Consider the following 16,031-nt stretch of genomic DNA (forward strand, 5'->3'; position numbering starts at 1 on the left):
CTAATCTGATAGCAACAATGATTACTATAAAACATCTCCTCTTTTTTGCCAATTATGTCTACAATCTCTAGAAAAATATGTTTATTTGGTGATTTTGGTGTAGGTAAAACTAGTTTAATTAGGCAATTTGTAGAGTCTAACTTTAGTGACGAATACCTTTCAACTGTCGGAGTAAAATTATCTCGTAAATTGGTTGGTGTTCCTCAAAAAGACCTACTTGATGGACAAGATTTGCAGCTGATAATTTGGGATATTGAAGGCAGTAATAAGTTTAAGGCAGTTGCTCAAAATTATTTTCAAGGTTCTAAAGGTGCTGTAATAGTTGGTGATGTGACACAACCAGAAACGCTCAATCATATCCAGGAGCATATTCAAACTTTTTTAGCTGTTAATCCTAAAAGCTATATTGTCGTTGCACTTAATAAATCAGACATGATTGCAGCTGAATATTTAGAAAACATCCGTAAAATGTATAATTTCACTACTCAAAATAATATATTAGATACATATATAACTTCAGCTAAAACAGGTAATAATGTTGATGAAATATTTCACACTTTAGCCAATCGGTTAATTTAGTAAGATGAACTCATTGTTGACAAACCTATTATCTATATGTGGTATTGAATATTTGATAATTGATGAAAACTTGAAGATTCTAGAGATGTCTTTGGGAATAAATCATTTTGCCGATATTCCTAATGAAGTGAAGCCAGGTCAGGATGTTCGGATTGTGTTTCCCGAATTGGAGGGACTTGAAGATGTTTTTGATGCAATTCGACAGGGCGAGCAAGATAATTTTGCATTAAAAGGAATTAGGCGATCGCCAGATATGGCTTTTCCTTTGTATATTGATATTCGGATCACTAATAATATTCAGGCGGACTATTCTAGCAATCGGCTAATCATTGTTGTCGAAGACGCGACAGAACGAATGGTTCTTGAGCAATCTTTGTTTCAAGGTGCAAATGAAGCAAATCTTTTATTACGTAACTTAAAGGCTTCTAAACAATATATTGACCAAGTTGTGACATCAATGGCAGACGCGTTACTAGTGACAACGCTATCAGGAAATATAAAAAAAATAAATCTTGCCGCACAAGTTTTATTAGAATATGACGAAGTAGAACTCCTGGGTCAATCTATCACAAAAGTTATTAGACAAGTAGATATATCTCTGTTCAAAATTGGAGATATAGAAAGTATTGACATATCCCATAATCAAGAAATAATTCCTTTAGTAAAAGAGATAGAAACTGTTTGCTATACCAAAACTGGTAAAAAAATTCCCGTAGCTTTTTCATCCTCAATAGTTAAAACAGAAATTGAACATTTTCAAGGTTATGTTTACATTTTGCGAGACATGACTGAACGAAAGCAGGCAGAACTTGCTAAACAGGAATTCTTAGCAATGATTAGCCATGAAGTTCGGACTCCGATTTCATCGGTAATGGGTATGGCCAGTTTGTTGCTAGATACTGAATTGACTGCTGAACAGCAAAAGTTTATTGAAATCATTTATAGCAGTGGAAATTCCTTACTCAAAATTATTAACGATTTCCTTGACTTCTCTAAAATACAATCGGGCAACTTGGAACTAGAAGAGGAACCTTTTATTTTGCGAACTTGCATTAATGAGGTTCTTTATATGCTTGCGCCTCAAGCTAGAGAAAAAGGTTTAAAACTCACATTTTTAGATACTCCTCAACTTGCTACTACAATTGTGGGGGATATAACTCGACTGCGCCAAATCTTGATTAATTTAATCAGTAATGCAATTAAATTTACCGAAACTGGAAGTATAGAAGTTTCAGTTAGAATCGGCAAGAATATTGATATTAATCATTCTTCTGCGGCAAATACTGAGGAAATTAAGTTTACTGTTAAAGATACAGGTATCGGAATTCCACGCGATCGCCTTGAACGTTTATTTAAAGCATTCAGTCAAGTTGACTCCTCCATTACTCGACAGTATGGTGGTACTGGGTTAGGTCTTGCTATCTGCAAGCAACTGTGCGAGTTAATGGGTGGCAGAATTTGGGTTGAAAGTGAACCTAGTACAGGTAGTAAATTTCACTTTACGATTGCCGCTTCTGTGATTTCAGAGGAAGCGGGGAGTCATGAGTCAGAATTCAAGCTTCCCAGAACCTCAGCCGAGGGGAGTCAGAATTCAGGAGTGAAAAGTTACGAAAACAATGGTGATGATCATTTTACTGACTCTCATAAATTAAGAATTCTTTTAACTGAAGATAATCTGGTGAATCAGAAAATAGCCTTGAAGCAACTCCAAAATCTGGGCTACCGTGCTGATGTCGCTGGTAATGGTCAAGAAGCGTTGCAACTATTAGAAAAAAATCCCTACGATTTAATTTTGATGGATTACCAAATGCCGGTTCTCGACGGTTTAGAAACCACGAGAGAAATTCATCGTTGGCCAGAAAGCCGCTTTGCCAGTGGTTATCGTCCTGTGGTAATTGCAATGACAGCTAATGCCATGAAAAAAGACCAAGAAATGTGCCTAGATGCCGGAATGGACGACTATTTGAGCAAGCCAGTAAAGAAAGAAAAATTGGCGGCGACGCTAGAGCATTGGGCAAGGGTGATATTCCTGGCAAAAGAAACAGCTTTCGAGCAGATAGTTTCTCCAACAGATGTAGATTCAGTTGACCTCCCAATTGATTGGGAACGCTTGCATGAACTATCAGAAAATAACCCAGAATTTGAATTGGAACTACTGCAAATATTTGTTGAAGATATTCAACCTCGTCTAGAGGCCGTTAAAATAGCGATCGCAGCTGATGACTTTGAGCAATTAGCGCTCCAAGGACATCAAATTAAAGGTTCTAGTGCCAATATGGGAGTTACAACCATGTCTCTGGCAGCAGAAAAACTAGAACAGCTCGCTTATAAGCAAGAGCGTCGAGGTAGCAGTAACTTAATCTTAGAGTTGGAAGAGTTTATTAAACGCATCCGAGAGTTTTTAATTACAGCAGATTTCAGGTAAATGAAGTACATATATAAAACCCAAAACCTTGTAGAGACGTAGCACTGCTACGTCTCTACGTATATTCGATTAGAGCGCAATCTGCTGTAGGAGTTAGGATTTATAACAATTTTCCTCATTCCCCATTCCTCTCAACGACATATTTAATAATATTTAATAAAAAATAAACAGTACCGATTATCTGCTATCGGCTCATAACTCAACTTGTCAGCAATAGTGGACATGATTTTTAAACCACGACCTCGGCCTTGATCATTCTCCTCAAATTCAGTTGTTTGCCGTAGTTTTTGTTCTAAGTCAAAGGGTTCACCTTGACAACAGATGCGAATTTCTATGTATTCCTCAAACCGCACAGCTTCTATCTCAATAGGAGTTTCAATAGGTAAATTTCTATGAGCGTGTTCAACAATGTTAGTAAAGCCTTCCATCAAAAGTGTTTGACATTGCCACCAAATTTCCTTGTCAGGAATAGGTGGTTGATTCATCTGCTCGAACCAAGACAATACTTGAGGTGAGGCTGTTAGGTCTGTGTTAACTTTTAGATGAATTTTTTTATTCACTTTTTAACCAATAAAAGATTTTGCAACCATCATATTCCTTAATTAATTTATTTAATTTGGGTATTTTTACTATACATTAAAAATTAAATTGCATATAACTTAAATTAAAGCAACTTTTTATCCATCATTTTACTTAATAAAGTGTAATCTATGTTTAAAATTCTGGTTATTGATGATGACCCAACAGTGCGAGCAGTACTGAAAAGTACACTCCAAAGGCAGGGTTATGAGACTACTGTAGCCAGTAATGGCGAAGAAGGAATTATACAAGCAAAACTGTTACATCCTGCCCTGATTATCTGTGACTGGATGATGTCCCATCTAGATGGACTAGAAGTGTGTCGTCGAATTAAAACAGATCCAGAGTTAGCGACTACTTTTTTTATTCTATTGACGGCTAGGGGAGCAGCTAGAGGAGAGGAGGAAGATAGAGTTAGGGGACTTGACGCGGGAGCAGACGAGTTTATCTCTAAACCAATAGAGATGAATGAATTGAAAGCGCGGGTAAGAGCAGGACTAAGGTTACACCAGTTAAATCAGGATTTACAAAGTCGAAAACAAGCTTTAGAGACACTAAATCAAGATTTGTCAGCCCAAAAGCAAATTTTGGAAGCAGAATTGTCTGAGGCGGCAGCTTATGTGCGATCGCTTCTCCCCTCACCCCTTGTAGGATTAGTAACAACAGAAAATCTGTTTATTCCCTCAGCCCAGCTAGGGGGTGATTGCTTCGACCATCATTGGATTGACGAGGATAATTTGGCAATTTATTTGTTAGATGTATCAGGTCATGGCGTGGGTTCAGCCCTCCTATCGGTATCGGTACTGAATGTTTTGCGATCGCAATCTCTACCGAACACTAACTTTTGTCAACCAAGTGAAGTCCTGAAAGCCCTCAATCACGCTTTCCAAATGAGCAAGCACGGTGATAAATACTTCACAATCTGGTATGGAGTTTATCACCGCCTTAAACGTCAACTCATTTATGCCAACGCCGGACATCCACCAGCTTTATTATTTTCTAATACCTCTACCACAAGTATTCAAGTTAAACAGCTAAGTTCTTTAGATTTACCAATTGGCTTTTTACCGGAAGTTCAATTTGAAGATGCTGTTTTTGATATCGAAGAAAATAGTACTTTATACATCTTTAGTGATGGTGTTTATGAAATTAATCAGTCAGATGGGAAAATTTGGGGCATCGATGCTTTCATGGAATTATTAACTAAATATAGTCAAAAAGATCCCTACAACCTCAATCAAATATTAGCTAAAATTCTCACCTTAAATACTCAAGATAATCTTGACGATGACTTTTCTTTAGTAAAAGTTAACTTTGGTTAAAATCATCTTTTTTTGCGCTGTAATGCCTATCTACTAAAGCACAGCGTAAATAAACCATCCATTCCAAATCAATGAAACGCTTATACCAGTTTTTTATGAAGCTGCATATAATTCGATCCCCCCGAGCAAGCCTTATTAAGGGGTGAACCAGAAAAACATCTATTAAAGTCCCCCTTTTTAAGGGGAATTTAGGGGGATCAAGATATGTGCAACTTCACATTAAATTGATATGACTGCTAATTAAATTGAGACATTATTTCTCAAATAATGCCCACCTACTTATTTAAATAGTCAAATATGAAAACATCATTACTTAATAGCGAATCAGAAATAATCAAGGCATTTTTACAGGATAAAATTATTCAAACTTCATCGGCAGCTGCTTTTGATGATATCAGAAGTATGTCGATTGTACTTGCGATCGCTATCTGCTTGTGTCTAATAATTTTTGTAGTGCCTTACTACTTGCTCAAATCTCGTAAAATCCGTGAGTGCCAGCATTCAGAGTCTTATCTGCTACAGCAAGTAACTGCTGTAGAAGCTGCAACTGATGGTATTGCTATTTGTGATGAAAAGGGTTGCTACATTTACCTTAATAGCGCTCACGTCAAGATGTTTGGATATAGTAATACTACTGAACTTTTAGGCAAAACTTGGCAAGAGCTTTACCGCCCACAAGAAATCAAATGGTTTGAGGAGAATGTTTTTCCTGTACTCATGGAACAAGGTTACTGGCATGGAGAGATAACGGCCAAAAAAAAGGACGGTAGTACAGTTACCGAAGAACTTTCTCTAACAGGGCTAGAGAATGGGGGGCTAATTTGTGTTTGCCGTGATATCAGCGATGTCTACGACGAGCTTCGCTTACGCAAACGTTCTGAACAGTATTTAAATATACAATATGCCATCAGCTGTGCCTTAGCTGAGTCAATGACAATTAGTAAGGCTACTCCCCGAATTTTGCAAGGTATTTGTGAGACTTTAGCATGGGATTGGGCTGAGATTTGGCTAGTGGATAAACAAGCAAATGTGTTGCGTTGTTTTGATATTTGGTATGGTGGAAAATCTCCTGAATTAGAAGAGTTTGAAGCCGTGACTCGACAAACGACTTTAGCTCAAGGTATTGGATTACCTGGGCAGATTTGGGCTAACTCTGAACCTGTGTGGCTGACTGATATTGGTAATGAGCAGAATTTTCAGCGAGTGCAACTTGCTGCCAAAGTAGGATTTAATACAGCTTGTGGTTTTCTCATCCGTAGTGGCAAAACAATAATTGGTGTCATGGCTTTCTTGAATCAGAATCAGGAACCACAGAATGCAGACTTGCTGGAGATTATGACATCTATTGGTAATCAAATCGGTCAGTTTATCAAACGAAAGCAAACAGAGAATGAATTGCAACAGCAAAGCTTGCGAGCGAAATTGTTAGCCAATATTACCCTAAAAATTCGTGAGTCTTTACAAATTGATGAAATCCTCAAAACCAGCGTTACAGAGGTGCAAAAGCTGATAAAAGCAGACCGTGTATTAATTATTCAGCTACAATCAAAGAATTCTTTAATTACAGTTCAAGAAGCAGTGCTTCCCAACTTTTCCAGAGTTATGGGAGAGAACATTATCGACAATTGTTTCACGGAGAAATACATCCAAAAATACCGTGAAGGACGGATAAAAACTACTACCGATATCGAACAAGTTAATATCCAACCTTGCCTCATGGAATTAATGCAAAGATTTGCTGTTAAAGCCAATATTGTTGTTCCCATTGTCCTCAAACATGAACTTTGGGGATTTCTCATTGCCCATCAATGTAGTCATCCCCGACAATGGGTAACTTGGGAAATTGAACTTTTACGAGAACTAGCTAATCAAATAGGCATTGCTTTAGCTCAAGCGAAGTTACTAGAAGCCGAAACCCTACAACGGCAAGAACTTGAAGTTGCTCATCAACAAGCTGAATTGGCTTCTGTTGCCAAAAGTAGTTTTTTAGCGAACATGAGCCATGAAATTCGCACGCCCATGAACGCTGTTTTGGGAATGACTGGTTTACTGTTAGACACTCCCTTAACTCCAGAACAACAAGATTTTGCAGAAACAATTCGTGTGAGTGGAGACGCGCTTTTGTATCTAATCAATGAGATTTTGGATTTATCCAAGCTGGAGGCTGGGGAAATGATGCTGGAAACTCTGGATTTTGACTTATCCATTTGTGTTGAAGAAGTTTTAGAATTATTAGCTCCTCAAGCTCATCATAAGGGATTAGAAATTGCTGCCTTGATTCATCGCAATGTCCCGACTCATCTCCAAGGAGATGCTAATCGCCTACGGCAAGTTCTGATGAACTTGATAGGTAACGCCATTAAGTTTACCAGCACTGGTGAGGTGATAGTACGAGCAGAATTCCAATCAGAAAACGACACTACAGCTACGATCAAATTCTCTATTACAGATACGGGAATTGGTATGGCATCACAAGACCAAAGTCAACTTTTTCAACCATTTACCCAAGTAGATGCTTCTATTACACGCAAGTATGGTGGTACAGGTTTGGGATTATCTATCTGTAAACAGTTGGTGAATTTGATGGGAGGAGAAATTGGGGTCAAAAGTCAAATAGGTAGGGGATCGGAATTTTGGTTTGAGTTACCTTTCACCAAACAGCCTCAATCTGTTTCTCAAAATCAGGAACATGAGCTTCTCAATCAACGGCGTTTGTTAGTCGTAGATGACAATGTGACTAATCGCAAAATTATTTATCACCAAGCTACCCGTTGGGGGATGCACGTAGATGAAGCTAGTTGTGCAACTACAGCTTTACAAGCTTTACAGCAAGGTGTCGAGCAGGGAGTACCATACAATATTGCTGTGATTGATATGCAAATGCCCGAAATAGATGGGATGACGCTGGGGATACAAATTAAGGCAAACTCTGCTATTGCTGATACCCATTTAATTATGTTGACCTCGACTAATCAAAGAGATGAAATACAAAGGGCACTAAACATCGGATTTACTAGTTTTTTGGTCAAGCCTGTAAAGCCATCGCGGTTACTGGACACGATCATGAATATCTTAGAAAGCCAAGCAAAATTAGATAACTCTCAGTTTGATAAAATTGAGCAACCGTCTGTGCCAATCCAGGCACAACCAATTGATGATTCGACTAAGCCAAAATTAAAATTGTTGTTAGCAGAAGATAATCTGGTTAATCAAAAAGTCATCGTCAAGCAGCTCCAGAACTTAGGCTATAAGGCTGATGTTGTCGCCAATGGTCAAGAAGTTTTGCAGGTATTAGATAAAATTCCTTATGAATTGATTTTCATGGATTATCAAATGCCAATTTTGGATGGTTTGGAAACCACAAGAGAAATTCGTCGTCGGTCAGCAAGTTCATTTGCTAGCCATCGGCAACCTGTGGTAATTGCTCTCACTGCTAACGCGATGAAAGAAGACCAACAAAACTGTATAGATGCAGGGATGGATGACTATTTAAGTAAACCAGTAAATAAAAAAGATTTAGCAGCAGTACTAGAGCATTGGAGTCAAATAATTATTACTTCTCAGGCAGTAATTATTCCCGATCCAACATCTGAAGATAGTCAAGAGCGAAATTTACTCGAACTAGCAATTGATTGGGAATACTTACATGAACTTTCAGAAAATAATACAGAGTTTGAGTTAGAACTATTGCAAGTGTTTTTAGAAGATAGCCAAGGTCATTTAAAGTCTATTAAAGCTGCGATCGCTACCCAAGACTTTGACCAAATCGCGCGGGAATCTCATCATCTTAAAGGTTCTAGCGGTAATATAGGAGCTAAAATTATCCAGCAATTAGCAGAGAAATTAGAACTACTCAGTCTTAAATATGAGATCGCTGCTATGGTCGATTTAATCGCGGAGTTAGAAGAATTTATCAATCGCATTCAAGATTTTTTAATTAATGGCAATTGCCGACATAATTTTTAACCCGCGTCCCTGCTTGTGATATAAAGTTCGGGTGATAAATTATAATAAAATCTATCAATGTAGGTTGGGTTTAACGGCAGTAAAACCCAACGTTAACAAGGATAAAATGTTGGGTTTCGTTCCTTAAACCAAGCCTACAGATATTATAAGTATTTAACCGAACCTGATAAGCTAAAAATCTTTTAATTTGCATCCTCCAAAAAACAACTCTCTTGTGGGGTGGGCAACATGAGCGCCCTAGTTCTGCAAATTAAATGCGCGACAGCTTATTATTTATTCTTTGATTTATCGGTCAATGTGCCAATTCGGTTTTTTTGTATGCTAAGGCTCAAACTAATATGAGATAAGCTACGTAACAGCTTATTATGCTGCCAATACTTGGCGATAGAATTCATCCTGGTCAGCAAAGGTTTGAAAAATTCTATCCATTTTCGTCAATTCAAACAACATTTTCACTTGATCACTGATAGAACAGACAAAAAGTTTACCTTTAGCGTTTCGTACCGCTTGCATCGCTGATACTAAAGCACCTAAACCAGAGCTATCAATAAAGGTTACTTTTTTCATATCGAGTAACAAAATATCGGCTCCCTTTGCCACAACATCGCTAACTTCACGACGTAGCTCATTACCTCTAATTCCATCTAAAATTCCAGATAATTCTAGTACTGTTACATTCAAGTTCATGGCTTTAGTTTCCGATTATTTGGCTTGAAAAATATATATTTATATTTTGGCATTGACATCAGGCAAACTGCAATAGATATAGAAATACTTTTGTGTTGTTATGCAATTAGGTTTTTTTGATTGCTTGGTGATTACTACTATTTGCGATGGCAGCAAAGAAGCTAGCATCAACCCATTGCCGAGAAATTTCAAAAGCTTCAAAATAGCCATCTTTCTGACCTAATTCTCGCGCCCAGAAACGAGACAAAATCAGGATGGCATCAAGTTGCATAAATGCTTTATTTAACTCTGATTCATAACAACCGATAGCTGCAACTTTTTCTTCAATTACAGAGGTGATATCAACAAAAAAGTTGGGTTCAAAACCGCGCAGAAAAACAGGTGGTGCTGAATACCATAAAGGGATATTTTTACGGGTAGCAACATTAGAAACTGCGATCGCACACACTTCATGATCTCTATGTCCATATTTTTCCGGTTGTGGTGCGTGAGTAATAATCAGATCCGGTTGCCAATGCTCAAGAGCTTCTTCTGTAACTTTAATCACTGCTTGTGTTGAAAAATTACACTCCTCAAGTGCATGAAACTCGTAAGCCGCACCGATGATTTTACCAGCCGCATCTGCTTCTTGATGACGTGTTCCCTTAACAGGCGAACTAGAAAGACCGCCATCGGTCAAAATTAAGCAATGAACATTCCATCCTGCCTTAGACATCAGACTGAGAGTACCAGCAGCAGGTAGAACTTCATCATCAGCATGAGCATAAATTGTTAAGACAGTTCGCTGACCAAAGTTATTTGATTCGGAATAAGTGTTCATAGCTGTTTTTACTGGATTGCATTTATTAATAAGGAGCCATTCAATTTTAGGTTTTATGTTTTCCTTCAATCTAAAATTCAAAATCTAAACTTGGCAAAACTAGGATTCAGTAGACACTAGTTTTTTTCTTTTTAACCCCCCTACCTCTTAGAGGTTGTTTGAAAAGTATTTAGCTGTGATTTTAGGCACTTATAGATCCCCCCTAACCCACGCCAGTCGCTCCACTTGGGGAGACCCCAAGACCGCGCTGGCTCCCCTTTTTAAGGGGGGAACTGGAATCAAAGTCCTCCTTTTTAAAGGGAGCCACTGCGTTGGGCGGGTTCCCCGACTTGAAGCAAGTGGCGTGGATTTAGGGGGATCTAGAACTTTTTGCTACCGTTTAGACGACTTTTAAAACATCCTTTTAGACCTCTTTTGGAGGTTGCCAAACAGACGCGCGGATAATAGCCGACAATAGTAATAAGTTATAGATAGCCCAAGCACCATTAATTAGGTGAACTTCAGGATAATTTAGATGGCCTGTAAAAAAGCGGTAAAGGCTCCATAATATTCCCAGGATAGTCAGGGCAAAAACAACCAACTGAGGCCAAACAAGCTTGAGATAAATCCCAGATTGCCGTTGCTTAGGTGTGACTTGAAAATTGAGTTTTTGCCCTGTGAATACACTCCATACGGCTTGGATGAATAAGGGAAATAAAGCGATCGCATATTGTTCAGATCGCCAAATTTCCCTAGCGGGAATGCCCCAGGTGGCTGCGAGGAAAGTGAGACGGTTGATTAGAAAAGCGGGAAAAAAGTGTATAGCAAAGTCAGATCCGTAGGTTTTAACTGGAATAATGTCTGTAAAAAAATAGATAATTGGACAAGAAATAAAAACCAGGGTTGCAAAACCAGAGAAATAGCTATACATGGTCTTAAAGTAGTGCAACTTTTGCCAAAATGTTAGCCCTGATTTGGTGAGAGGATTTTCTCTCAGTAGTACTTGGATAGTTCCTTGTGCCCAACGTAGCCTCTGTTTAAGAGTAGAACTCAAATCATCTGGCGCTAAACCTTCTGCCAAAAGTTCATGGTGATAAATAGATTTCCATCCAGCATCATGCAGACGCATAGCTGTATTCATATCTTCTGTAATACTGTTGCTGGATACGCCACCAATTAATTGAAATTCATCTAAACGTTTTTCATCTTTGGCAAATTCATCAGCAAAATGTTGTAGTCCAACACTAATTAGTGCTTCCCGCCTTAAGATTGCATTTGTGCCTGTATAAAAAGCAGCATTCATGCCATCTTTGCCTTGTTGAAGTGGCCCATAAAATAAATTTGCTCGATGTCCAAAGGGATCGCCCGCAGGAATATTGTAAAAATCCTGGCGAGTTTGGACAAAAGCAATTCTATTCTGGTCATATTTGCCTGTGAAAAGATTATAGGTATAAAAATAAGGTAAGATTCGTTTGAGAAATTGGGGTTTGGGAATATGGTCAGCATCTAGGGTAAGAATAAACTGTCCAGAAGTTTCTCCAGAAAAAATGGCATGATTGAGATTCCCGGCTTTAGCGTGGTGGGGTATACCAGCAATTTTGGGGCGAGCAATGTAAGAAAAGCGAGTAAATTCAAAGAGTTCTAGTTCTTTCTTGCGAATAGATTCTTCTAAGGCTTTGCGTTCAGTAGTTAGGCGATCGCTAATAGTATAATGTTCTGGAGCTAGCCAAAGAATTAACTGTCGCAGACTTTGCACAAATCCAGGAGCAGACTCGTTAACTATCGGTTGTGATGATGCTTGCAGCCATTGTTCAGCAGTTTGAATATTAGGTGTGAGATTTTCCAGTTGCTTTAGGCGCTCTAACAAACAATAGCGTTCTGCATCAATTCGCTGTACTTCTTGCTGTAATTGTGCTGACTGCAAATCCTTAATATATAATCTTTCTGTCATTGCTCGCATATCAGCCGAGTTACCATCATCCAGCACATAAACCCGTAACTTGGTTGCCGGATAATCCATTGCTAGGGCGGCTTTGGCGGTTTCTTCGACAATTTCTGGCGGTTCGTTATAGCAGGTTATAAACACATCCACTGTTGGCCAGTCGGCTCTAGGTATAGGTGGAGTTATCTGGTCAAGAGACTTAATTTGTCGATCTAAAGGTCGCCATAAGCCAATTACAAACATTACGCCACCGAAATAGCTATAAATCTCTGCTATCAGCAAAGGAATAGAAATCCAGAGGGCATCAAAATTGATGGAATGAGTGATGCGCCATTGCAAATACCAGATGCCAAAAATTAAATTGATTTCTGCTAGATAACGAAATAGCAGCGTTCTTTTTTTGAGAAATGAGCGGCTGTTACCGGAAAAGTTTGTAATAGGAACTGAAGTCATCTTAGTATTAGTATCGGTAGTTAGGTGATTTCTAAGAAAGAAAATACCTGTGTTGGCGAGTTTCGACACTTCGATTACGCTCAGTGCATCGCTTCGCTCAACTCTCGATCTTTCAGTTGGTTGAGCGAAGTCGAAACCAACTGCGGTGGTATATTTATTGCTGTAAATCGCCTTAATGTATTTACATCCCCTCAAAACAAGTATTCCCTACTTTAGTTTTTAATTAACAACCTCTTCTCGATCAACCTAAAATTGGCGTTGCTGAATTGAGCTATGAGCCTGGATGTGGAGACGTAGCATTGCTACGTCTCTACAAGAATTTTGGTATTACTAGGACTTATGTAAAACTACTGAGGGGGCAATTCATGAATTGCCCCTACGTGAAAATCATGTTTTCGGTTATGTTATTTTGCACCAGTTACTAGGTCAGTCTTTTCACTATCTGAAACCCAATAACTTCCAGAACTATCAGAAATTAACTTGCTTTTTTGTGCGGCGATGTTTGGTAGACCTCGCCCAGAATTTCCCTCGGTAACTGCTTGCCACCAAAGAGAGTTCATAGTGGTAGTCGGACGAATTAAGGGTTGTCGATTCGTCACATTGTATAGCAAGGATTGCAAAATCACACTGTTGGTACTACTGGTGAAACCAACTGCTGTTTTACCAGTAGTTTCATAGAAGCCCTCATAAAATCCAGCTAATGGATTATATAAGTCAGTGGTTCCTTGGAGTAACTGTTGAGTATACTTATTTTCTGGAAGCAGGGCATTATAGGCAAAAGCGATCGCTGTACTTACCAATCGCCCTTTTGGTATCGGTTGACCGTCATCTCCTAAAGCTACCCAAGGCTCACCTTGTCCAGTAATTGTACTGTGGACAGTGTAAGGTTTACGATCAATCAAGGTGGTGGCTGAGGCTGTGAAGGTACCGGTGCGACGGTAACGTTCAGCTTGTGCTTGGAAAATTGGCTCAAAGAGCGATCGCATTTGTGGATCTAGTCCAAACTCCAGTGCATAGAGTACAAAAGGATTGCTAACTGTATATTGGTTAACTTTGGAATTAGTATCTGTGCGATGGCGTTGAATTGGGATTTTCAAACCCTCCACTGAGGCAGTTTGATATTCACCTCCAACAGCAGAACGCTCAACATTAAACCCCCATAATTGAAAAGCACGAGCTGCATATTCCTCATAACCCAAGCGGATTTCTGGGTTAACGCGGGTGAGATATCGCCCTTCTTGATTTTTGGTGACAGTCGCACTAGAGACAATACCCTCGCGCACCACACGCAAGTATGACCAATCCAGCACTATTTTATCTACGGCAGCCGTGTATTCTGAATGACAAGTCTTTAAGTTATAAAGGGCTGCCAGCATTCTACCTAAATCTAAAGCTGACCAACCGTTTCCTTCTGCAACTGGATTTCCACCATAATCTATTGGTTGGAGCGATCGCGTATCATAACTCCGACTTGGCAATTCACCGCCAAATAACGGTAACTTTGTCAAGGCTGCTAACAGATGGCGGGTGCGCCCGTCAAATTCCTTGGGGGTAATTATATCGAGCGATCGCGCTGCATGGAGTGCTGCGAGGTAATCTCCCAATCCCCAGAGGGTTGCACCTTTGAAATCACTGCGATCGTCTATCAGCCCACTCTTAGAATGATAATTCGCTTGAAAATATCGCCAAGCCGCTTCCCCATAACGCCGTTCAATAACCGTCAGTGGTCGATCTAGTTTCAGGTTGGATGATGCCTGGGGACTATCCACTGGTGGAATCGGTGGAACGGTTACTTCCATGACTTTAGAAGTATCCGCAGGGGTTGCGATCGGAGGTTTAACAGTAGAATTCGGCTGATTTGCGGGTGTTGTCAGAGAGGCATTTTCACTGGGCTTGACAGTAGAATTCGCTTGATTTGCGGGTGTTGCAGGAGAAGCATTTTCACTAGGCTTACCAATAGACACACTCGCAGAAGTGGAAGCAATTAAAGGGTGATTTCCCCTAGATTTGTAGTATAAAATCTCTAAAATTAACCCATTAGTATTACCTGTTAAAGCTTTGTTGGGTTGTTTTGATTCTTCATAGATACCAGCATAGTAACCACTATCATCAGGACTGCGGAGATCCTTGACTGCATCAAAAACTTTTTGGGCATAAGCATTATCTGGAAATAGATAACGCCAGCCAAAAGCAGCTTTGGTGCTGATGCTGCGAAACTGTGGATAAGGCTGGTTGCCATCGGTGATTGTTGCCCAGTTTACACCGTTTGCGTAGACGGTGTTGTAGAGAAAATAAGGTGCTTGGTCGATATTATCTTCTGTAACCGCAGTCAACTGACCTGTGGTATCAAAACGCCGTTTTTGCACATCTAAAACCCTGGCAGCAAAATCAGCTAACTTACCTTGCAAGCCAAATTCAATCCCATCAAGGATATAAGACTCACTCACAACATAATTATTGGCGTTGGTGCTTTGAAAGTCACGGGTATCAACGGGAATTTGGACACCATTAATTTCAACTAACTTAAAGGGTTCTAAAGCAATAGCTTTGGTTGCAGAGAAACCCCAAAGTTGATAACCTCTAGCGGCGTATTCTTCGTAGCCGAGTCGTCCTTCTTGCACAAGTAAGGTTTTTTTGTCTGGGAGAACAATAGCGCCAAAAAGTTCTCCATCTTTGAGCGATCGCGCCACCTGCCACTTTGCTACAATCCCTTTGAGCCAATCATTATATTGAGGGTGACAGGTACGGATGACATCAAAGGCGGCCAGTATTCGTCCAACATCCAAAGCAGACCAACCAAGACCCTGCTCCACCGGATTATTACCATAATCAACCATCTTTGCGGTAGCTGCGTTATAGACTTTATTGGGTAACGCATCTTCAAATAACTTCAGGCTGTTGAGAGTCGTTAAAAACTTGTTAATGCGGTTATCAAAGTCTGCTTGATCGGTAAGATTCAACCAGCGTGCAGCATTCAACGCCATCAGGTAGTTACCCATATCCCAGAGTGTACCCGAAGGATAACCCCCAGTAGAATTGGTAAATCCCGTTGCTGGCTGATAATTTTTGACAAAATACTGCCAAGCACCACGAGCATAAGTTTGCTCTTCAGATGTGAGCGGGGCTGTAATATTGCTACAGCTATTGGAATTTTGGGATAAGACTGGCGTCGGGATGTAAAACAACAATTGCAGAAATGTCCCAACTAGGAACAATGCAATCCATCTCAACAGCTTTGGTTGAGGGGGTTTGTATATCATAATGTCAAGAAAGAGTTAG

8 protein-coding genes and 2 pseudogenes are annotated in these 16,031 nt (G+C 39.6%); 5 read left to right on the plus strand and 5 right to left on the minus strand.

Going from position 1 to position 16,031, the window contains the following annotated elements:
- Positions 1-54: 54 nt before the first annotated feature.
- The 3 genes and pseudogenes from V7K50_RS03185 to V7K50_RS30630 all read left to right on the plus strand — a co-directional run.
- Positions 55-579 carry a Rab family GTPase gene (locus V7K50_RS03185; protein WP_334957152.1) on the plus strand — a complete coding sequence of 175 codons (525 nt, stop codon included), beginning with the start codon at positions 55-57 and terminating at the stop codon, positions 577-579.
- Between the two features lie 355 nt (positions 580-934).
- Positions 935-1,576 (plus strand): annotated as a pseudogene (locus V7K50_RS30625) (histidine kinase dimerization/phospho-acceptor domain-containing protein); the annotation flags it as partial.
- A 171-nt stretch (positions 1,577-1,747) separates the two neighbouring features.
- A pseudogene (locus V7K50_RS30630) lies at positions 1,748-3,004 on the plus strand (ATP-binding protein); the annotation flags it as partial.
- Positions 3,005-3,147: 143 nt separating this feature from the next.
- On the opposite strand, the gene V7K50_RS03195 reads toward V7K50_RS30630, so the two are convergent.
- A complete protein-coding gene (locus V7K50_RS03195) occupies positions 3,148-3,564 on the minus strand; it encodes an ATP-binding protein (protein ID WP_334957156.1) in 417 nt (138 codons plus the stop codon).
- 150 nt (positions 3,565-3,714) lie between these two features.
- Here V7K50_RS03195 and V7K50_RS03200 point away from each other — a divergent pair, with 150 nt between their 5' ends.
- Both V7K50_RS03200 and V7K50_RS03205 read left to right on the plus strand, forming a co-directional pair.
- Entirely contained in the window at positions 3,715-4,905 is a 1,191-nt protein-coding gene (locus V7K50_RS03200; RefSeq protein ID WP_334957158.1) for a SpoIIE family protein phosphatase, read from the plus strand.
- 297 nt (positions 4,906-5,202) lie between these two features.
- Positions 5,203-8,871 carry a response regulator gene (locus V7K50_RS03205; protein ID WP_334957160.1) on the plus strand — a complete coding sequence of 1,223 codons (3,669 nt, stop codon included), beginning with the start codon at positions 5,203-5,205 and terminating at the stop codon, positions 8,869-8,871.
- A 363-nt stretch (positions 8,872-9,234) separates the two neighbouring features.
- Here V7K50_RS03205 and V7K50_RS03210 read toward each other — a convergent pair whose 3' ends face one another.
- From V7K50_RS03210 to V7K50_RS03225, 4 genes are all read right to left on the minus strand, one after another.
- Positions 9,235-9,558 (minus strand): STAS domain-containing protein, encoded by a 324-nt coding sequence (locus V7K50_RS03210; protein ID WP_334957162.1) that lies wholly within the window; start codon positions 9,556-9,558, stop codon positions 9,235-9,237.
- Between the two features lie 106 nt (positions 9,559-9,664).
- Positions 9,665-10,378 carry a PIG-L deacetylase family protein gene (locus V7K50_RS03215; RefSeq protein WP_334957164.1) on the minus strand — a complete coding sequence of 238 codons (714 nt, stop codon included), beginning with the start codon at positions 10,376-10,378 and terminating at the stop codon, positions 9,665-9,667.
- A gap of 403 nt (positions 10,379-10,781) precedes the next feature.
- Positions 10,782-12,947, minus strand: a complete 2,166-nt coding sequence (locus tag V7K50_RS03220; RefSeq protein ID WP_442944541.1) for a glycosyltransferase family 2 protein — start codon at positions 12,945-12,947, stop codon at positions 10,782-10,784.
- Between the two features lie 209 nt (positions 12,948-13,156).
- Positions 13,157-16,012, minus strand: coding sequence for a DUF3131 domain-containing protein (locus V7K50_RS03225; protein ID WP_334957166.1), 2,856 nt, complete (start codon positions 16,010-16,012; stop codon positions 13,157-13,159).
- Between the last annotated feature and the right edge of the window lie 19 nt (positions 16,013-16,031).

Source organism: Nostoc sp. (assembly GCF_036917135.1).
GTDB lineage: Bacteria > Cyanobacteriota > Cyanobacteriia > Cyanobacteriales > Nostocaceae > Nostoc.